Raw genomic sequence first — 20,140 nt, 5'->3', positions numbered from 1 at the left:
TGTATCGGCCAAAACCAGTAAAACTAGAGACTTTTCTCTCAAAAAAACTGCAAATATGATGTAACAATAAAAAACCATTCAGATTAGATATGAATTAACTGAGCAAATATCGTACTTTCGAGAATCGATTTTAGCTCTCAGCCATGATATCTAACCGCACTCAAACAACGACCTCCCCCCGAGCTTTTGTATATAAAAACCAATTGATATGGTAATAATCACACCCTAACGATGTTTTTAGCTAAACACTTGTAAATCTTTCCAATTTTGAAAAAATAAATTCCGCAAATGTACTGGAACTTTTTCCTATTAATAAGTGACCAATACTCAAAATAAGAATCAAATGGCCCCCAGAGAGTCCAAAAATGCATAAAAATAACTTCGAAGTCCTTCAAAACTACTTAGAGTCTCAAATCATTGGTCAGCAAGAGCTCGTTAAGCAACTGATGATCGCCTTATTGGCAGATGGTCATATCCTAGTTGAAGGGCCTCCAGGGTTGGCAAAAACCCGTGCAGTAAAGTCATTGGCTGACTGTGTCGAGGGAGATTTTCACCGTATTCAATTTACCCCCGATCTATTGCCTGCCGACCTAACTGGTACCGACATCTTCCGTCCTGAGACTGGAGAGTTCACTTTCCAATCGGGCCCGATTTTTAACTCGCTTATTCTAGCGGATGAGATCAACCGTGCTCCGGCGAAAGTACAAGCCGCTATGTTAGAAGCGATGGCTGAGAAGCAAGTCACGGCTGGCCGAAAAACCTATGCTCTACCGGATCTGTTTTTGGTGATGGCAACGCAAAACCCGATTGAACAGGAAGGTACTTACCCGCTACCAGAAGCTCAATTAGACCGTTTCTTGCTGCATTTAGAAGTGGCTTATCCAGACATGGAAAGTGAACTTGAGATCTTGCGCCTAAACAGAGGCGAAGCTCAAGGTAACCAACCTATTCAACCAGAGCCTATTTCTCAACAAACTATCTTCGAAGCTCGCCAAGAAGTGCTCAACATTCACATGGCAGATACCATCGAGCAGTACATTATTCGACTGGTTATGGCGACTCGCCAACCTAAGCAATATAGCGACCAACTGGATCAATGGTTAGACATGGGTGTCAGCCCGCGTGCAACCATTGCCCTAGACAGATGTGCCCGCGCTCACGCTTGGCTTGCTGGCCGCGACTATGTTACGCCGCAAGATGTTCAAGCGATGGCATTCCCGGTATTACGTCACCGCCTGCTTCGTAGCTACCACGCACAAGCTGAAGGGGTCACTGCAAACCAAGTGATCGCACACCTTATCTCGTTGGTTGGTAGCGCATAGGGATACGCGCATGAATAATCAATTACCCAACCATAGTGACGGCGTCACGTTAAATCTGGATGAACTGCTGCAATACAAAGCGCAGTCTGTTCGCTGGTTACCTCCAGCCAAGAGCCTGTGGTCGCAACTAAACGGGCAACACGAGAGCAATCGTAAAGGTCGCGGCATGAATTTCTCTGAGGTTCGTCAATATCAGGCGGGCGACGACATCCGCAGCATTGATTGGCGCGTCACGGCGAGAACCGGCAAGGCGCACACCAAACTGTTTTCTGAAGAAAGAGAACAGCCTGTTATTTTGTTCTTAGATCTGTCGAGCAGTATGATTTTCGGCTCAACCTTGTTACTTAAATCGGTTCAACTCGCGCACTTTGCCAGCCAACTTTGCTGGTTAACCGTCGCTCAAAAAGACCGTATTGGCGCAGTAATAGATACTGGCCAAGAGATCATTGAGATTAAACCCAGTGCTAGCAACCACGCTCCGCTGCGTATTTTACAAAAAGTCATAAAAATCAATAACGCAGCACTGACCAACCCAGACAATCACAGCAACACAACCTTAGAGCATGGACTGAAATCTCTACACCAGCTTTGCCCGAAAGGCAGCGATATCATTATGCTCAGTGATTTTGTTCGTTATAGCGAAAGTAATTACTCACTTATCAATCAAATACGTCGACATAATCGAGTTCGCTTGGTGCATTTTTACGATCCATTAGAGCAAGGTGTCACTGCTTTCAAAGGTTCAAAACAGATCACCGACGGCAATAAAACGCAATGGTTTAACTTTTCATCAAGCAAGGAAAAGGTAAAGCTCAGTCACGCATTTGATCAGAAGCAGCAACAGCTTATGCAAATGAGCCTTTCTTTGGCGATCCCATACAGCTCATTGTCTTGTGCGCAATCGTTAATGAGCCAAGTATCAGGAGTTCAGTCATGAATCAACCTCTCGACTTGAGCCCTATTATTACGCCAAGCGCACCGTCATGGTGGCCTTTAGCATGGGGGTGGTGGCTAGTCATTATCACGGCCATCGTTCTGATCGCATTAGTATTTTTCATTATAAAACGCAGACAAAAGAACCAATACGCGAAGAACGAAGCACTTGCTTGCTTTCGTGATAGTCAGCCTTCAAATACCTTGTCTCCGAGTGCAGCTCAAGACATCGTTCGTCAGGCAGCACTAAGCTATTTCCCACGCGAAAAAGTGGCAGGCTTATCTGGTGATGATTGGCTGACGTTCTTAGATGCGCAATTGGCAAAACCTTTGTTCGCCGCAAAACAATCGCAATGGCAACAAGCGCTCTACCAAGATACAGCCTTAATGACCGACGAACAGAAAAAGGCTCAACAGCAATTGGTTAATGACTGCGAAACCTGGCTTCTTAAAGCCCTTCCTCCAAAGCGAGGTCGTTATGAGTGATTTTCTAAGCACTAACTTGTTAAACATCGAGTTCGTTTGGTGGTGGATGTTCTTCATCGCGCCACTGCCGTTGCTCGTTTACTTGTTCTCGCCAAGGTCAGAATCAAGCAGTGCCCTAAGGCTTCCATTTCTACCAGAAGACAGCAATACCAAAACGCCGAGCAGCCGCTTACCCAAAGCTTTGTCAGTCATCATCTGGCTTTTATTGGTAACGGCCATGGCACGCCCAGTTTGGTACGGTGAACCGGTTGAGTTTCAGCCAAAACACCGTGATTTGATGTTGGTTGTCGACCTCTCCTACTCAATGAGCCAAGAAGACATGCAGTTCAATGGCGAATACATCGACCGCTTATCTGCGGTAAAACATGTATTGAGTGACTTTATTGAGCGACGCAAAGGTGACCGAGTCGGACTGGTGTTATTTGCTGATCACGCCTATCTGCAGACGCCACTGACGTTAGATAGAGACACGCTTTCACAACAACTCAATCAAGCGGTGTTAAAGCTTATCGGTACTCAAACTGCGATTGGTGATGGTATTGGCCTTGCCACCAAGACCTTTGTCGACAGCGATGCCCCTCAGCGTGTAATGATTCTACTCAGTGACGGCAGTAATACTGCGGGCGTATTAGATCCACTTGAAGCGGCGGATATTGCTAAGAAGTACAACGCGACGATTTACACCGTGGGTGTCGGTGCGGGTGAAATGATGGTCAAAGAGTTCTTCATGACTCGTAAGGTCAATACTGCTCAAGACTTGGATGAACGTACTCTAATGGAAATAGCCAAACGCACTGGCGGTCAGTACTTCCGAGCGCGAGACAGCAAAGAGCTGGCAACGATTTACGACACCATCAACCAATTAGAACCCGTGAAGAACGCCACTAAGATCTGGCGACCACAACAAGAGTGGTTTGTCTGGCCACTGTCGACGGCAATGTTCTTCGCATTTATGCTGTTAGCCATTAGGAGAAACAATGTCTAACTTTACTTTTATCTACCCATATTGGTTCTTGGCTCTTGCCGTGCTGCCCGTTATTTGGTGGCTTAGCAAGAGACAATCCAAGCAAGGGTTATTGGCGTCACACATCGCCCGTTATTTGGCGCCAGAATCGAACAAACCCTCGAAAAATCGCAGTACTTACTTTGGTATTTGGTGGCTGGTCGGCGTTATTGCGTTAGCTGGGCCAAGCTTCGAGAAAAACGAACAACCAAGCTTTGAAAAAACGCAGGCACGAGTTGTGATCATGGATATGTCGATGTCTATGTATGCCACTGATATTAAGCCGAACCGTTTAACACAGGCGCGATACAAGGCTCTGGATCTGCTTTCGTTATGGAAAGAAGGCCTAACGGGAATGGTGGCCTACGCAGGTGATGCTTACACCATTAGTCCGCTAACGTCTGACATCAACACCATCAAGAACCTGGTACCCAACCTATCACCAGATATCATGCCCTTCCAAGGCGGCAATGCAGCATCGGCAGTTAAGCTTGCGATTGAGATGATGACTCGTGCTCATATCTATCAAGGCGATCTGGTACTGATTGGCGATGATATCGATGATCAAGAGAAGAAAGAGATCGACTCGCTACTCTCTGGCAGCAATTGGACATTATCAATCTTGGCTGTAGGCACGGAAAGTGGCGCGCCAATCTCTCTACCAAGCGGGTCGATGCTGCAAACAGATTCAGGGCAAACCGTGGTGGCAAAAACTAACTTAGACAATATGCGCGACCTGACTCGTCGCTCTGGTGGTACGTTCACTGAAGTTCAATTTGATAACTCAGACGTTGAACACATCGCAAGTTACCTCGACCGAGTTGCAACGACATCAGAAGTGACTAAAACCAATAACTCGCTCAACACCAGAGTGAACAACGGCTTCTGGCTATTGCCGTTTCTGTTACTTCCTGCCCTTGGGCTATTTCGAAAAGGGGTCATTTGGTGTGGCCTAGCAGTACTTGTCTCGTTCAGCCAACCGAATACTGCGTTTGCAAACCCTTGGAAAACCGATGACCAAGTGGGTTATCAGTTGTACCAAGATGAGCACTTTCAACAAGCTGCAGAACAGTTCGAGCAGCAAGAATGGAAAGGCATAGCGCAATACAAAGCTGGTGATTTCGAAGCGGCCGAACAGACGCTAAAAGGTCTTTCTAGCGAAGATGCTCGCTACAACCTCGCCAATGCACAAGCAAAGCAAGGCAAATACGACCAAGCGATAAAAGAGTATCAACGTATTCTCGAAAGCGACCCTGAACATGCTTATGCAAAGAAGAACCTAGAGATTGTCGAACAGGCTCAGAAGCAACAGCAACAGCAACAGCAACAGCAACAGCAACAGCAACAGCAACAGCAACAGCAAGACGATTCTGAGTCCAAAGACCAAAACGAACAAGATCAGCAAGGTCAGCAAGGTCAGCAAGGTCAGCAAGGTCAGCAAGGTCAGCAAGGTCAGCAAAATGATTCTTCGCAAAGCTCGCAGGATCAACAACAAAGCTCAGCTGACAATGGGAAGTCGCAAGATCAAAGCGGCAGCCAAAATCAAAATGAAAGCCAAGCTCAGAATACCGATCAAAGCCAAGCTGATAATCGCTCTGATTCCAAAACGGATGAAGAAAATGACAAGCAAGCTGAGCAACAAAACAAAGCGGGTCAAGCAGATAAGCAGCCACAAGATAAAGATGACTCAGCATCTCAAATTGCCCAAGCACAAGAGGCAGCTAAGAACGACAGTGATAGCAATGCTCAACAAGCCGCAGCACAAGTATCAGGTCAACCCATGTCGAGCGATCCTGATATGCGAAAACTTGAGCAAGTAGAAAGCGCTCGTGATCCGAGCCAACTGCTTAAAGCGCAAATGATTTTACAAGCACGACAAAAAAGTGCTCCTAACAACCAAAACAAAAAGTGGTAACCATGCGATTTTTAAACAAGCCATTTTTATCAATGCTACTGACACTGCTAATCGGTGTTTTCTCGTCACATTCTGTATTCGCAGCGACCGCTGTTGCGAGTGTTTCCCAAAACAGTGTGACCAAAGATGAAGTCTTCCTACTTAGAGTGGCGACCGATGAAAAAGTATCGTCCGGTGCTTTAGACCTAACCCCCCTTCAGAAGGATTTCTACGTCAGCACCCCAAGCTTTGGGTCGTCGATGCGAATCGTCAATGGCAGCCGCACTGTGTCTAGCGAGTGGAATATTACCCTTGCCCCGCTTCGACTAGGCCGATTAGAAATTCCTAGCTTTGATATTGAAGGCGCAAAAACCCAACCGATCACCATCAACGTTGCGGTTAATAAAGCCGCTCCAAAGCAGAGTGATATGGCCGAGTTTCAACTTAATCTGAGTAAAGATTCGCTGTACCCTCAAGAGGTCGCAGAGCTTGATGTAAAACTCATCATTAAGGCTGATCCTAGAAGACTGCAAGATCCTAAAATCGCACCACCAAGTTCAGCGAAATTAGACGTAGAACCTATTGGAGAGTCTAAGCAATTTCAAGATGTTATCAACGGACAAGAAGTCACCGTTGTTCAGCAATCTTTCCATATATCGTCACAGCAAGCAGGACAATTTCAGCTTCAAGGGCCAAAGTTAACCGGTGCTGTTGTTTACTCAACCAACAACTCAAGCACAACGCGCCTTTTCCAGCTCGACACGCCTGTTGAAACCTTAGATGTCACAGTGAATCCTGTACCAAAAGGCTATCAAGGTGAGTGGTTACCAACATCGGACTTCAAGTTGATTCAGAAATGGTCAGATAGCCAAGGCAACGAGCTGACAGGTAATAATACTTTAGGTGGCGACAAGCAGAATATTGAAATGGAAGCCGGTGATTCGTTAACTCGTACCATCACAATGACAGCCAGCAACTTGACCCAACACCAGTTACCAAAACTGAACATCACCTACCCTAAATCGGTGCGCGTGTATGAAGAGAAACCGCAATTTGGCACTACCCAATCCGGTAATGCTATCGTTGTTTATAAGCAGGTTCTCATCCCTAAGGAATCTGGAAGCATCTCCCTACCTGATGTTTCTCAAACTTGGTTTAACACCGATTCGCAATCACAAGAGACCAATAAAGCTCTTGGGCTTGAGTTGTCAGTTCAGGCAAGTGATCGCGTAACCTCAAGCACGCCGCCTCCTGTTATAGAAACACCCACCAAACAAACCAGCCCAACGATTGTTACCGTTGATAACCCTGGAATATGGCCTTATCTAACCGCGCTGTTTGCAGCATTATGGTTAATCAGCTCGGCGTTTGCTTTCTACTTCTGGTCACGCCGCGGTACAGCAGTAAAACCAAAGCAGAAAGATGAACGTCAATCAGATACAGCAGAAGCGCTTATTGAAGCGCTGAAAGCGAAAGATGGCGTGATGACCAGAACCTTGTTTGAACAGTGGCAAGCTGAAAACCCAGACTTGTGTGACGAGACAATAGAAGTGATTGAAACTGAGCTAACCAAGCTAAATCAGAGCCTCTATGCTGAAGCTGGTTCACCAAGTCAATCATGGGACCCGGCTCAAGCAATCAAAGCAGTTAAGAAGCCAAAGCGAGTCACAAGCAAAGCACGCAAGAGCACATTGGAAAAGCTTTAGTTAACCAGCAACCTAAGTAAACAAAAAAGAACGAAGCTGTGATGACCACATTGTGATCATCACGGCTTCATTCGTTTTACGATAGGAAAAAACAGATACCACACTAAGAAATTGAAACTGCGACCTTTTTACGTTTCAACGCAGAAACGATTCGATTTCTTCCCGAATCTTTGGCTTGATACAAGGCTTTATCCGCCTTGCCATACAGTAGGTCGAAGTCAAACTGGTGCTGATCAGAAGTTATCGAGGCATACCCGACAGACGCGGTTAAATACTGGCTGGTACTGCTTTCACAATGGAGGATCTTAGCCTCTTCAATGCATTTTCTGATCGACTCTGCTCGCCGCTTGGTCTCAGAATGGTTGGTGCCGATCATCAACAACATAAACTCTTCACCACCAATACGGCAGAAGGTTTCTTTATCGCTATGAACATGAGCATTAAGTATCTTGCCTATAGTGCGCAGAGCAGCGTCACCTTCCGTATGCCCGTAAACCGTGTTGTACAAACCAAAGTGATCAAGGTCAACAAGAATGAGTCCAAACGTGACTTCGTGGTCTGTGGCAAATGCCCCTTGATCATCACAATTGAGATCATCTAAAACCTGCGACAACATACGACGATTTCCAAGGCGAGTCAGAGGGTCAAGCTTAGAGATGATATCCAACTGCTCATTGGCTCGTTCAAGCTCTTGAGTGCGCTTACTGACCTCTTGCTCTAGCGTCTCATTGAGCTTTTTGAGCTCCTCTTGCGCCATAGTTCTCTGTAGCACCTCCGCTAAACTCGAAGCGAAGATACGTATCACTTCACGCAGTTGTGAGGTTAAAGGGCTGCGAGTTAGCAAATTATCCGCGGCAATAAACGCAATCGGCTCACCCGTATTGGTGGTGAGCATTGTCATTGCCGTCCAACCGACACCCACAATATTGAAATCGTGATAGATAGGCACCGATTCTTCAAAGGCAACTTGATTAGGGCAAGCGCGAGCGGCGGCTACAATGTCACGCTCCACCAGCTCTGAGCGATAATAAGATTCATCGACAATATCGCCTTTTATGTCCGTGCCCCACGTGCCTTGCATGTAACTGCAATTTTTATCGGTGAGAAAAACGGCCAGTCGGTCGATGCCTAAATGCTGAATCGCAAAGCTCACCGCCGATTTACACACTTCACTGACGGTATCGCAGCGAGACAACTCCACCATACTTGAGTGCAACATCCGTATATTCTGTTCTTGGCGCTTACGGATGTAGATCTGAGAAAGCAGAGAACCAAAGGATTCAAGCATCTGCTTTTGATAATTAGTGATGGGTGAACGGTGAATGTAATTGTCCATTGCGATCCAACCGACGGGTTTATCCCCTTCACGTAAGATCAACATGCCATTCCAACCTTGCCCTACGACCTTACCTTCGGTGTATAGCGGCGCTTTCTCAATAATAACTAGGTTGATGTGATTGTCAGACAACGCCTCAATGTATTCGGCTTCAAGTTGATGTAAATCGTACTGAGTATGATGCTCGCTGTTAGTTTTTCCCCGCTCATCGGTGCCGTAAGTGCCACTAAAGCAGCGCTTTTTCATATCGAGTAACATGAAGATCGCACGGTCAAAGCCTAGACGGTCGCGCACTGCCTCAACAGAAGCCTTATACAAAGCATCCAAAGAGTCAGGATTAGAAAGCTCTAACGCGACCTGATGGACTAGTTTCATGTTCTCAACAAATAGCTCTCGCAGCTTAATTTCATCAAGGTACTGCGCTTCACGTGTGTCTCTGTGTTTGATCTCAAGTGCCGCGTTCTTTTCCGCACGAATACACTGCCAGCGAGCTGCGGCTAGTTGAAGGACATCAAGATCTTGGTCGAACGTTTGGTTGATCTGCTGAGCATTGCAATTTTGAACAATTAAATAAGTTCTGCAGGCAGGCGCGTTGTCTAGCATCATGATGAACGACTCACCACCCAGCACCTCCATGTGTTCCCACTTACAAGTATTGATAGACATTGGAAGCACACCATCTGCGGTATCAAACTGGGAAACCCAAGGCCAAAAGGTTGAGGGATACTTGCCGAGGGAGGTTAGCTCACCGCAAGAAAACAAGGGTAACGAATCACCTTCTGGTGTTGGCTCGGCAAATACTCCGATCCCTTTTGGCGCGAGCACCTCAACAAGGTAACCAAAAAGAGATTCTGCCAACAGACGGTGGTCGCGAGTAGCAGATATTTGTTTTGCAAAGGCTTTAACAGGCACAGCTTCCGTCCATTGGCTAATGAGATTGAAGCAAAAATACCGAAGCCTTGATATGCAATCAATGTAACTAAAAATGAGATGTTAAGCGGGTCGCAATTTCACTTTTTACATTATCACAAGCATGAGAAGGACGACAAAAATGGGATTTCCTGCCCAAAATTTCATCGACATTAATACTTTTTTAGCGACATAAAAAAGCCCCACATTAGAGTGGGGCAAAACTTCCATCGCTTATAGTTATAGTGATAATTCTGTCGATCTATTCGATTATCTAACCTGCGTTTCAGTTAGCGTGCTGCACTTTAAAAAACTAAAACAGCACTGAGTTAATCGAATTAACCAAAGTCACCGTTTACGTAACCTTTAGTACGATCATCTTTTGGTTCGCTGAAGATAACACTCGTTTCGTTGTGCTCTACAAGCTCTCCCATTAGGAAGAAAGCCGTGCGGTCTGAAATACGACGCGCTTGCTGCATTGAGTGCGTTACGATAACGATAGTGAAGTCTTTCTTCAGGTCTTCCATCAATTCTTCAATCTTGTGTGTCGCGATTGGATCAAGTGCCGATGTAGGCTCATCCATCAGGATTACATCCGGTTCCATAGCAATCGTACGAGCGATACATAGACGTTGTTGCTGACCACCAGACAAACCAAATGCGTGTGCTTTAAGACGGTCTTTCACTTCATCCCAAAGTGCCGCACTGCGTAGTGAACTTTCTACTACTTCATCAATGTGTTTCTTATCTTTGATACCTTGAGCGCGTAAGCCGTAAGCGACATTCTCGTAGATGCTCATTGGGAATGGGTTTGGCTTTTGGAATACCATGCCTACACGAATACGTAGGTCAGCCACATCAATATTGCCGTAGATGTTTGTGCCATCCATATCCAGCTTACCTTTGATAGTAACGCCTTCAATTAGGTCATTCATACGGTTCAAACAACGTAGCAGCGTCGATTTGCCACAACCAGATGGGCCAATCAGTGCCGTTACCTGACGCGTTGGAATTGGCAGGTTGATAGATTTAAGCGCTTGGTTGTCGCCGTAAAACAGATCTAGGTTCTCAATATCAAATTTGTTCATATTCGTAATCTCTAAATTCTTAAATTCGTGTCTAACTTGATGCTTTCTTTATCACGGTGGCTCTCTTTATTGTTGAGCCAGCTAATGAGCTTAGTAAGTTGCCGTGTTGAAGCGTCTCGCAATCAGTTTTGTAACCATGTTGATCAAGAGAACCAATACGATTAGGACTGTCGCCGTGCCGTAGGCTTGGTTCCACTCATCGATAGTAAATAGCTCTGTTGTCAGCTTATATAGGTGAACCGTTAGTGTACGGCCAGAATCGAATACCGACTCAGGAACACGTGCCACCATACCTGCTGTTAAAAATACAGGTGCTGATTCGCCAATTACACGACCAATACTAAGAATGACCGAAGTTAAGATACCTGGCATTGCGCTTGGTAAGATCAAACGCCAGATAGTGTAGATTTTTGAAGCGCCAAGGCCGTATGAACCTTCACGATAAGTTTGTGGTACTGACATCAATGCTTCTTCTGTAGTACGAATGATTACAGGAAGAATCAGGATACTTAGTGTTAGTGCACCCGACAGAATCGAGAAGCCAAGACCAAGAATCGAAACAAAGAAGGTCATACCGAACAGACCAAAGATAATCGATGGAATACCCGCTAAAGATTCTGTACAGAAACGAATCACTTTAACCAGTTTACTGCCCACTTTTGCGTATTCGGTTAGGTATATTGCCGTCATAATGCCGAGTGGCGCCGCCACTGCAATCGATGCGATTACCATGTAGATCGTGGCAATGATCATTGGGAAAATACCACGTTCTTCACCGGTTCGAGTGTAGTCGTCGGTGATGAAGTTCCAGTCTACGTATTGCAGGCCATTCGATAGGATGTACCAAATGATCCAGAATAAGAAACCAACGGTGACTGCTGCTGCCGCCCAGATAAAACCTTTCAAGATATTATCTTTCGTTTGACGTGCTTGTTTTAGTTTTACGCGATCCATATTACTAATCCTCGCCTACTTCGTTTTTTCACGATTAAGATAAAGCAGAGCACCATTTAACATCATGATGAATACCAGAAGCACAACGCCGGTTGCGTACAGTGCACTCGCGTGGATACCACTTGCGTAAGACATCTCAATAGCAATGTTTGCTGTTAACGTACGAGCTGAGTCCAGAATGCCTTCTGGCATTGCTGGCGCGTTACCCATCACCATGATGATTGCCATCGTTTCGCCCAGTGCACGACCGATACCCAGAATCACACCAGTCATAATGCCTGAACGTGCAGCAGGAACGAGTAACTTAAAAATCGTGTAGATTTTCGAAGCACCCAGTGCAAGTGAGCCTTCTTTGTACGTACGAGGTACAGCGCGGATCGAAGTTTCAGAAACCGTAATAACGGTAGGAAGAATCATGATACCCAGAACAATGATACCCGCGAAGATAGTGTTACCCGCTGGTACTTGGAAGATGTTCTGAATCATAGGAACGATGATTACTAGACCAAAGAAGCCGTAAACTACCGACGGGATACCCGCTAGAAGCTCAACTGCTGGTCGAATAATATCGGCAAGACGCTTAGGAGCAATCTCAGCAATAAAAATAGCGGTTAATACACCGACGGGGACACCAACAACTACAGCGCCAAGTGTCGAGACAATCGATGCAACAATCATGGTTGCAACGCCGAATAGAGCTGGCGGTAACCAATCCACACCCAGAACGATGCCAGAAACACCAGCCTCTTGGAATGCAGGGATACTCTCTGCAACGATAAAGTAAGCGATAACGGCTAGTGATACGATGCCGATTACAGCACTCGATAAGAACAAGCCGTGGAAGATTCTTTCTCTCCAGTCGATGCGCTTCTTAGCACGTAGACTTGGCTTGTTTATTTGAGTCGCTTCAGTATTCATAAGCTTTTCACTATTTGCGATGGTCATATATAAAATCTCAAACTTTGTGGCTCAACAAGAGCTCGAAATAGACAAAGTTGAAAGAAAAGGCTCAGCCTAAGTTAGGCTGAGCAATAATTAAGTGTTGGTCAGTTAAGATTAGTTAACTGTGATGTAGCCTTTCTTGTCAGCGATAGCTTGAGCTTCATCTGCAACCATCCAATCTAGGAATTGTTGAGTTTCAGCTGTTGGAGCGCCGGCTTTGTAAAGAACTAGGAAAGGACGAGCAACTTTGTAAGAACCGTTCTTTACGTTCTCAACTGATGCTGCTGCGCCATCGATAGTTAGAGCTTGAACTGTGTTATCTACAGTACCAAGAGAGATGAAGCCGATAGCGTATGGGTTGCTTGCTACAGAAACTTTAAGTGCGCCGTTACCGTTTGCAACTTGTGCACGTTGAGAGATAGCCGATACTTTCTTGTCGCCAATCTTCTTCTTAAGTTTCATGATGTCTTCGAATGCACCACGTGTACCAGATGCAGTATCACGAGTGATTGCTACGATTGGCTTGTCAGCACCACCAACATCTTTCCAGTTAGTGATGTCGCCTTTGTAGATTGAAGTGATTTGCTCAGCTGTAAGAGCAGATACTTCGTTATTTGGGTTAACAACAACTGCGATACCGTCACGAGCGATAACGAGCTCTTTCAGGTCAGCTGTTTTCTCTTCTTCTTTTAGGTCACGAGAAGAGATACCAAGGTCAGCACTTCCATTTTTTGCTGCTTTGATGCCTGCAGAAGAACCTGGTGCTTGAATTTCGATGAACACTGGTTCGCCTTTATTCATGTAGGTTTCTGCAAAAACTTCAACCAGTGGAGAAGCACTGTTAGAGCCAACTACAGAGATAGTTTCTTTAGCTGAAGCTGTATTCACTGTTAGAGCGCCTAGTAGTGCAATTGCACCGATAACTGTCTTTTTCATCACAAATTTCCTTTAGTGGCGTTATTGCCGTAATGTTTTGCTTGAACGAGGCCTACTTTAGAATCCGAATGTGACAGTTGTGTTTCACTTAATTGAAGCCTATATGACAACTACAATTTATTTTCTTGTTTTTCCCCTACCAAATAGCCTTGAAGTAATAAATTAGCCTCACTCATAGGCGCTGAATATTCATTCCAACCTATTTAAGCCAAACCGCTCAATATCTCGCCCCCTGTCATTACCTAATACCGCACAAGGTTCCTCGTTAAATAACCCTATCTTAAAAATGGCTAAAGCCTTGTTTGTACGATAAATAATCAGAATTTATGAAATATCTATCGCATATATAAAAATAGCATCTATTACTGATTGAATTGTCATTCTCAGAAGTTAGAATCACTGGCTAATAACAATAATAACAATTGCTTCTGCTCATTTACTTATTCAAAGAAGGACAATACATGCGACAACTTCTCAGTGGCTTATCTATAAAAATACAAATTCTTATTCCAGTACTCTTTTCCGTCGTACTACTTTTGACGGGTGTCATTATCGGTGGTGACAAACTGGAAAATGCTTTTAAAGATGTATCAACAGCAACAGATCAGCTGATTCTACATAAAGAAGAGCTTAGCGAAATCGTCGACAACAGCTACGGCATGCGCATCAAAGCAATCTATAGCTTATTTAATCCTGACGACGTCAAAACGCTTGTCGAAACGCTAAATCAAAAACGCGACCAAAATACCCGCCTACTGAACTCGCTTGATACCGTACCAGGCATGCAAGATGAAGTAGCCGCAATGAGCAAGGCGATGAATCACTACGTTGACTTTTCTCGCACCACCATGCTTCCTCTATTAAGAGCGAAACACGGCGATGCATCACTCGCTTCAGATTTTGATAACCGCTACCAGATTGCAATCGACCAATACCGTCACGCGGGTAATGAAATGGTGCAAGCAATCAACACGCTTTCTAAAAAGCTCAACTTACTTGCCACCCAAGAAGTCGACACCAATGGCCAACAGCACACCAGCACACTCAATACCGCGACTATTGCGCTGTTAGTGATTCTTTCAATCGCATTAGTCATCAGTTGGACGCTGGCTGGCATCATTGTTAAGCCGCTTAGCAATATCCAAGAAACCATGCGCGAAGTAGCAAAAGGTAACCTGCTAGTAAAAGCCGAAGAACATGGCGACAACGAAATATCTCGCCTTGCCCAAGACGTAAACAAATCTGTTGAGCAATTGCGTGACACGGTAAGCTCACTGTCTCGAATCAGCATCGAAGTGGCTTCTGCGTCTACAGAACTAGCCGCAGTGATGACGCAATCAAGTGCTAACTCAGATCAAGAGAAGCAAGAAGTGGAGCAAGTTGCTTCCGCCGTGAACCAACTTGAGAGCACAGCAGCACACGTTAACGAGAATGCGGTACAAGCCGATTCAGCTTCCAAGCAAGCCGACGAAATGGCAACACACAGCATGAGCTTGTTTAACGAGAGCAACCAAGCTAATGAGCAAATGGCGATTCAGCTGAGCGAAGCGGCAAACGTTGTAGGCACGCTAAAAGAGCACTCTGAACAGATTGGTAAAGTGATTGAGGTGATTCAAAGTATCTCTGAACAAACTAACCTACTTGCGCTTAACGCAGCAATTGAAGCCGCTCGTGCAGGTGAAAGCGGTCGTGGTTTCGCAGTTGTTGCCGATGAAGTTCGAATGCTGGCGGCACGTACCCAAGATTCAACCAAAGAAATCCAAGCAATTATCGAAGGTTTGCAGGTTCAATCGGGTAACGCCAATGAGAGCATGAGCAGTTCACTGTCTATGTTAGAGCACAACCAAACGCTCTCGGGCGAGGTAAGCGCAGCCCTTTCTGGTATTGCGAACTCGGTAACCGACATGACTGAGATTAACACTCAGGTTGCCTCTGCCGCAGAAGAGCAAAGCCAAGTGACTGCAGACATCAACCGCAATATCTCCAACATATACAGCCTAGTAAGCCAAAACGTAACCGGCATTACCCAAGCTGCAGCAGCAAGCCACGAGCTATCTAACCTAGCAGAGCAACAGAAGCAGCAGTTGGATTACTTTAAGGTATAGAGTTTAAGGTGTAGGCTTGAAGGTCTAAGGTCTAAGGTCTAAGGTCTAAGGTCTAAGGTCTAAGACTTAAGTTAAGACTTATATACCAGAACCTAAAAGGCCGTGGAAAACCACGGCCTTTTTATTTACGCATTAAGAACTAAATCATTCTGCAACTAATAAGACGCTAAATTTATATTGTGCGGCGTTGTACTGGTAAACCTCGCCATTAATCGAATCAAACGTCATCACGCTCTGTCCATCACTTGCAGGAGTTGAACTCCATATATAAACGGCTAAGTTTCCAGCTTCAACGTTAAAAGTATCACCAAACACCTTGTGACTCATTGCTGGAGAGTGGCAAGCCACTTCTTTTAGTGACACTAACTCTTTGATGTTTGGCATGCGCCACTCTTTTTCACCACCGAACTGATGCAACGCATGACTGCCACTTTGATCATTGATTGATTCAACCATAGAGAGAGCACTCTGCCAGTGATACGTTTCAGCAGGCCCACTACAAGCTAATGTCTTCGTATCCCAAGTTTTACCCAGTTGGCAACGCATCCAAGTTAACCCTGTCAGTTCATCGCTAAACGTCCCATTATCATTCGCAACATAACGCGTGCTCGGAGCCGATTTTTCCATATCTAAACTGCACTCTTGTGCCATTGCACCCGCAGAAAACAGAGCCATTAAAGTGATGGAGAGTAAATTTTTCATGTCTATTTACCTTGTAGTGAAACTAAGCGAACTGGGAATTGGTACGAGTCATAATTATCTGAAGAATCGACATCACCTGAATAGATCTCTATAGAACCAACAACCCCTCTATCTGAGCCCTGGGTTCCAATCTCGTTATAATAGAAGCCACCTTCAACAGCAGTGTTTGTATATTGACTATAAGTAATGGATTGTGTCCATACCGAGCCAGTGTAAGTCGTATAGTCAATACCAAGGGTTTGATGTGGGAAGTACTTATAAGTTAAACCATAAACTTCACCATCCGAGTTGGTTTCGGTCTCACCGAAGTCGAGCACGTTGTAGAATTCATTGAACGTTGGCAAGCGCCAATCTGACTTGCCGCATAAGTTCATTGCATTGATATGTTCAACGTAATCTTGAGTGGTACATATCGCATCACCTTTCGTTTTACACGTCGCTAAATCAACATCTTGATCGTAAGGCGTTACTCGTCCAGGTAGCTCAAGCGCTAATATGCGATCTTTATGTTGAATAGAGCTTTCATCATCCGTTTTCGATTCCCAAATCAAGCCACTGCGTTGATCCAAAACACAAGACCACTCCGCTGCATCATCAGCAAGCACCTGACCACTTGAATCTAACTTTGCGAACTGGAAACCATTACCGGTATTGGCATTCAGCTCTGTTTTATCAAAGCCGTATTCTGCATCTTGACCTGGGAATGAACTCTGTGGATCAACGACATTTTGTGTGTCATCAATATCTGAGAAATAGCGTAAAACACCCGTATCATTCAATGCTGTCGCAGCTTTTAGCTCTCCTTCAAGGAAATTTGCAAAAGCAGTAACTTGGTCATTATCTAGTACTCCTCCCACATAATCGGCCGCACTCTTATCAAATTTCGCACTCAATTGAGCCAGCATGAACGCACGATTAGAGTGCTTAAACGCCTTAATTGTTGATACGATATTTTGTTCCAGACTCGCGAGCTCAGACGCAGATAAATCGTCTTGAATATCGCCAGAGATCGTGATGCCACTTTTCGCCAACTGCGCTTTTAATTTGTTGTTTGCTTCAGCTACCGTCAACCCATCCGCGACATAACCTGCCAATAGTGAACTGATACCATTAATCTCATTTCCCGTATTTTTTTGAAGACCGGGAGCGGCAATATAAGCGTAAGAAGAGGCAGAGCTGCTCGTGCTATTGGCTGCAATCCCCGCATCCATCTGAGCTAACAAAGGAACCGATAAAATCGACTTCTTAGTACTGGTAATACTAAATTCGCCATTCGCGTTAGCCGTCGAACTTGGCTCTCCACTATCACACATGTAGTTTTGATTTATGTCTGCACAGACCTTACTTTGTAAATCTATATTCTGTGCTGTCACTGTACCTGACACGGTATAGGTTGGTGCAGCTGATGCAGAAGTATCGGAACCGCCCGAACCACCGCAGCCAGCAAGAGCCAAAGAGATGGCCAAAATTGTCAATTGAGGTTTCATAGAGTTATCTTCTTGTTTTGTTTTTAAAGAGCCTTGCCATTAGAGACAAGTAACGCGTACTAAATGACCTGCTGAACGAGAGCAAGGACATGAATAGAATCAATATGGGTGAAGCTGAGCCACCGGAAGAGCCACTGGTAACGGTGGGTTCTTGAGGTGAAGTCGTTGTTTCTCCACATTCATATTTCGAAATCGTGCCAAGCCCCCACCGCTTTAAGTGCCCAGTTTCACCATTCACATAATCAGCGATTTCCAAACGCCATGACCCGTTAATAGGCTCACCCTTAAACGAATCGAGAATCGAGTCATGCTTAAGTGTGAAGTAACCATTAAAGCCAGAAAATCGAGTCGATTTATGGTTAAGTAAATCGACTCGTGTTCCCTTCGGTGAAATCAGGGTGGCCACTAAATCACTCAATCGAGGATGCTCGATCTCTAGGTACACTCCGAAATTGTCGTCTGCAGTTTGAGCCGTTCCATTTAGAGTGAAATTGAATGTCTTAAAGCCAACGATCGGCTGATTGGTCGAGCTAAACCGGCTATCGGGAAGATAACTGTTTACTTCTTTGATATCAGATTCAAGTACAGGTAAGCCATATACAAGGGACAAATCATGCTGCCAATTTTGTAATTTCAGTTCGTCGCTGTATCGATAGTCAACACTCGTATTCATGGTGACTGAAGAACCACACATCTCGCCTGTCGGAAGTGTCGCCTCAATCGTTAGTTGATTAACCGGAGGACTAACGAACGGCTTAACTAATTCAGAAATATTGATTTGGCCATCCACTTGAGCCTGTCTTAATGTCGGGTACAACTCAATCGTCAACGGCTTCTTTGGATTAACATAACGATCAGGAACCTCTACTTTAAATGGCTCGATGATCAATCCATGCACATCAAATTTTTGCTTCAATATTTCGACATAAGCTCGATTTGGATACAGCTGTTGAGCCACAAACAGTGTGCTCTCGGCTAAATCGTGCATTTTCAAGCCACGACCTAGCCCGTACATAGACTCAAGTATGATGGAGTCAAACTCTTTAAAAGCGAGCTCACCATATTGTTCAACCGATGCTTTCAGAGCTTGGAACAAAGGCGTTGACCAAAGCTCATCACCTAACTCACCAGCAACACTTTCATGAGGGCGATATTCCGCTTGTCTAAAGTAACGTGCTCTTTGATTCCATAGGCTACGCGTGGTATTCCTTACCCCGAAGTAACCATCCCAGTTAAAGACAGTATCTATCTCGAACTCTCGTCCACGAGTCTGTGCATTTTCATATTGAGTACGAAAACTAAAGCTGCCCGCCCAGTAATCACCAAACCCTTCACCGATTGCACCTGTATGACCGTAAGCCCAATCTTTTACTATGTGATAATGAATCCCGTGTCCAAGCTCATGCAGAATCACGTCACCATCTAACGCATCTGGAGAGCCACCGCCGATACCAAACAAAACCGCTTTGGGACCATAATAATACGTCGAGTTATCTGCAGATAAGCCTCTGCCATCGAACTCAAGAGGGGCATCAAACAGGTCAAAGCCCAAGCTGCTGATATAGCGTACAGACTGGTCTAGATGAGCAAATACCATCAATTGCGAGAATCGCACGTCTTGCCAATCCACATTTTGCAGCTCGTTCAGATCGGCAAACTTTGTAACACCTTCAGCTGCGAGAAAGTTTGAAGTGTCACGGTTCGTTGTCGCGCCGGAATCAGGGTCGAGCGAATATAGAGCCGTTGCATCAACCTGTGAGACACGATCATTGGTAAGGTAGATACCATCGCTGTGGTTCAACACCTCCACATCAGTTTGTACATAATGTGGAAGACTCGGGTATTGGCTGACATCGGTTAATAAAGTTTCTGGTGGTGCAGCTCTGTCCATAGTTCTCAAATCTGGACTGAATACGTTCACATGCGTCGCAACGACTTGACCACTGCTTAAGCTCGGCGCTCGCTCTGCTTCTAATAAACGAGGAACTTCCAGCTCAGCAGCCGTTGTCGGATTTCCGTTGAGTAACACGGTATTTTCTAAGCTTCTGAAAACGCGTGAAACCTGCTCGTCAGAGTTAGTGGATAGAACCACAGATTTCTGTTGTTGGTACTCACCTTCAATCAATACATCGAAGTTGTAGTGGCGCCCCAACTTAGACTGTGTTTCATAGCGAAACCTTAACGTACCAACCTCAGGATAAGCTTCTTCTAGATAAGTCTTAGCTTCTTGCTGCGTTGTCACAACGGTGTTACCAATTGGGTAATCCCACTCGGCAGCACTGCTTGTTGCTGAAACCAAGAACAAAGCGAGGTATAGAGGGCTCTTTTTCATATGTC

15 protein-coding genes are annotated in these 20,140 nt (G+C 45.1%); 7 read left to right on the top strand and 8 right to left on the bottom strand.

Annotation, left to right across the window (positions count from 1 at the left end):
• The first annotated feature begins 365 nt into the window (after positions 1–365).
• From AACU28_RS02425 to AACU28_RS02400, 6 genes are read left to right on the top strand one after another with little or no spacing between them, the layout of a single operon-like run.
• Positions 366–1,322, top strand: a complete 957-nt coding sequence (locus AACU28_RS02425; RefSeq protein WP_102462199.1) for an AAA family ATPase — start codon at positions 366–368, stop codon at positions 1,320–1,322.
• A gap of 10 nt (positions 1,323–1,332) precedes the next feature.
• On the top strand, positions 1,333–2,259 hold the full coding sequence (locus AACU28_RS02420) for a DUF58 domain-containing protein (RefSeq protein WP_121602267.1): 927 nt from the start codon (positions 1,333–1,335) through the stop codon (positions 2,257–2,259).
• Entirely contained in the window at positions 2,256–2,741 is a 486-nt protein-coding gene (locus tag AACU28_RS02415) for a DUF4381 domain-containing protein (protein ID WP_121602266.1), read from the top strand. Before AACU28_RS02420 ends, AACU28_RS02415 begins: the two co-directional genes overlap by 4 nt.
• The gene (locus AACU28_RS02410) at positions 2,734–3,726 is read left to right on the top strand and encodes a vWA domain-containing protein (RefSeq protein WP_121602265.1); all 993 of its coding nucleotides are present in this window, start codon (positions 2,734–2,736) and stop codon (positions 3,724–3,726) included. Before AACU28_RS02415 ends, AACU28_RS02410 begins: the two co-directional genes overlap by 8 nt.
• Positions 3,719–5,659: a VWA domain-containing protein gene (locus AACU28_RS02405; RefSeq protein ID WP_121602264.1), complete on the top strand. Its 1,941-nt coding sequence runs from the start codon at positions 3,719–3,721 to the stop codon at positions 5,657–5,659. The genes AACU28_RS02410 and AACU28_RS02405 overlap by 8 nt, the downstream gene beginning before the upstream one ends.
• Positions 5,660–5,661: 2 nt before the next feature.
• The gene (locus tag AACU28_RS02400; RefSeq protein WP_121602263.1) at positions 5,662–7,344 is read left to right on the top strand and encodes a BatD family protein; all 1,683 of its coding nucleotides are present in this window, start codon (positions 5,662–5,664) and stop codon (positions 7,342–7,344) included.
• A gap of 103 nt (positions 7,345–7,447) precedes the next feature.
• Here the strand turns inward: AACU28_RS02400 and AACU28_RS02395 are convergent, their stop codons facing one another.
• The 5 genes from AACU28_RS02395 to AACU28_RS02375 all read right to left on the bottom strand — a co-directional run bounded on the left by AACU28_RS02395 (position 7,448) and on the right by AACU28_RS02375 (position 13,509).
• Complete coding sequence (locus AACU28_RS02395; RefSeq protein WP_121602262.1) at positions 7,448–9,592, bottom strand: sensor domain-containing diguanylate cyclase; 2,145 nt, start codon at positions 9,590–9,592, stop codon at positions 7,448–7,450.
• Positions 9,593–9,927: 335 nt separating this feature from the next.
• On the bottom strand, positions 9,928–10,677 hold the full coding sequence (pstB, locus tag AACU28_RS02390; protein WP_004732036.1) for a phosphate ABC transporter ATP-binding protein PstB: 750 nt from the start codon (positions 10,675–10,677) through the stop codon (positions 9,928–9,930).
• Between the two features lie 90 nt (positions 10,678–10,767).
• A complete protein-coding gene (gene pstA / locus AACU28_RS02385) occupies positions 10,768–11,631 on the bottom strand; it encodes a phosphate ABC transporter permease PstA (RefSeq protein WP_102438304.1) in 864 nt (287 codons plus the stop codon).
• Positions 11,632–11,646: 15 nt separating this feature from the next.
• Positions 11,647–12,576 carry a phosphate ABC transporter permease subunit PstC gene (pstC, locus tag AACU28_RS02380; protein WP_004732040.1) on the bottom strand — a complete coding sequence of 310 codons (930 nt, stop codon included), beginning with the start codon at positions 12,574–12,576 and terminating at the stop codon, positions 11,647–11,649.
• Positions 12,577–12,687: 111 nt separating this feature from the next.
• The gene (locus AACU28_RS02375) at positions 12,688–13,509 is read right to left on the bottom strand and encodes a phosphate ABC transporter substrate-binding protein (RefSeq protein WP_004732042.1); all 822 of its coding nucleotides are present in this window, start codon (positions 13,507–13,509) and stop codon (positions 12,688–12,690) included.
• 461 nt (positions 13,510–13,970) lie between these two features.
• On the opposite strand from AACU28_RS02375, the gene AACU28_RS02370 reads away from it, so the two are divergent.
• Positions 13,971–15,614 carry a methyl-accepting chemotaxis protein gene (locus tag AACU28_RS02370; RefSeq protein WP_065682261.1) on the top strand — a complete coding sequence of 548 codons (1,644 nt, stop codon included), beginning with the start codon at positions 13,971–13,973 and terminating at the stop codon, positions 15,612–15,614.
• Between the two features lie 144 nt (positions 15,615–15,758).
• On the opposite strand, the gene AACU28_RS02365 is transcribed toward AACU28_RS02370, so the two are convergent.
• Genes AACU28_RS02365 through AACU28_RS02355 form a run of 3 tightly spaced genes read right to left on the bottom strand, consistent with a single transcriptional unit; the run spans position 15,759 to position 20,135 of the window.
• Positions 15,759–16,316: an Lcl C-terminal domain-containing protein gene (locus tag AACU28_RS02365; protein WP_017081844.1), complete on the bottom strand. Its 558-nt coding sequence runs from the start codon at positions 16,314–16,316 to the stop codon at positions 15,759–15,761.
• A gap of 2 nt (positions 16,317–16,318) precedes the next feature.
• Complete coding sequence (locus AACU28_RS02360; protein ID WP_004732050.1) at positions 16,319–17,803, bottom strand: Lcl domain-containing protein; 1,485 nt, start codon at positions 17,801–17,803, stop codon at positions 16,319–16,321.
• Positions 17,804–17,807: 4 nt separating this feature from the next.
• Positions 17,808–20,135, bottom strand: coding sequence for a proprotein convertase P-domain-containing protein (locus AACU28_RS02355; RefSeq protein WP_121602261.1), 2,328 nt, complete (start codon positions 20,133–20,135; stop codon positions 17,808–17,810).
• Positions 20,136–20,140: the final 5 nt, after the last annotated feature.

It is taken from the genome of Vibrio sp. SBT000027, from assembly GCF_963894355.1.
In the GTDB taxonomy this organism is placed as follows: Bacteria; Pseudomonadota; Gammaproteobacteria; order Enterobacterales; family Vibrionaceae; genus Vibrio; species Vibrio splendidus.
Note: the sequence above shows the minus strand (reverse complement) of the source record. Positions and strands in the feature narration are given on the sequence as shown.

Coding starts and splice junctions, on each gene's coding strand:
- AACU28_RS02425 (WP_102462199.1), top strand. CDS start 366: ATGCATAAAAATAACTTCGAAGTCCTTCAAAACTACTTAGAGTCTCAA.
- AACU28_RS02420 (WP_121602267.1), top strand. CDS start 1,333: ATGAATAATCAATTACCCAACCATAGTGACGGCGTCACGTTAAATCTG.
- AACU28_RS02415 (WP_121602266.1), top strand. CDS start 2,256: ATGAATCAACCTCTCGACTTGAGCCCTATTATTACGCCAAGCGCACCG.
- AACU28_RS02410 (WP_121602265.1), top strand. CDS start 2,734: ATGAGTGATTTTCTAAGCACTAACTTGTTAAACATCGAGTTCGTTTGG.
- AACU28_RS02405 (WP_121602264.1), top strand. CDS start 3,719: ATGTCTAACTTTACTTTTATCTACCCATATTGGTTCTTGGCTCTTGCC.
- AACU28_RS02400 (WP_121602263.1), top strand. CDS start 5,662: ATGCGATTTTTAAACAAGCCATTTTTATCAATGCTACTGACACTGCTA.
- pstB (WP_004732036.1), bottom strand. CDS start 10,677: ATGAACAAATTTGATATTGAGAACCTAGATCTGTTTTACGGCGACAAC.
- pstA (WP_102438304.1), bottom strand. CDS start 11,631: ATGGATCGCGTAAAACTAAAACAAGCACGTCAAACGAAAGATAATATC.
- pstC (WP_004732040.1), bottom strand. CDS start 12,576: ATGACCATCGCAAATAGTGAAAAGCTTATGAATACTGAAGCGACTCAA.
- AACU28_RS02375 (WP_004732042.1), bottom strand. CDS start 13,509: ATGAAAAAGACAGTTATCGGTGCAATTGCACTACTAGGCGCTCTAACA.
- AACU28_RS02370 (WP_065682261.1), top strand. CDS start 13,971: ATGCGACAACTTCTCAGTGGCTTATCTATAAAAATACAAATTCTTATT.
- AACU28_RS02365 (WP_017081844.1), bottom strand. CDS start 16,316: ATGAAAAATTTACTCTCCATCACTTTAATGGCTCTGTTTTCTGCGGGT.
- AACU28_RS02360 (WP_004732050.1), bottom strand. CDS start 17,803: ATGAAACCTCAATTGACAATTTTGGCCATCTCTTTGGCTCTTGCTGGC.
- AACU28_RS02355 (WP_121602261.1), bottom strand. CDS start 20,135: ATGAAAAAGAGCCCTCTATACCTCGCTTTGTTCTTGGTTTCAGCAACA.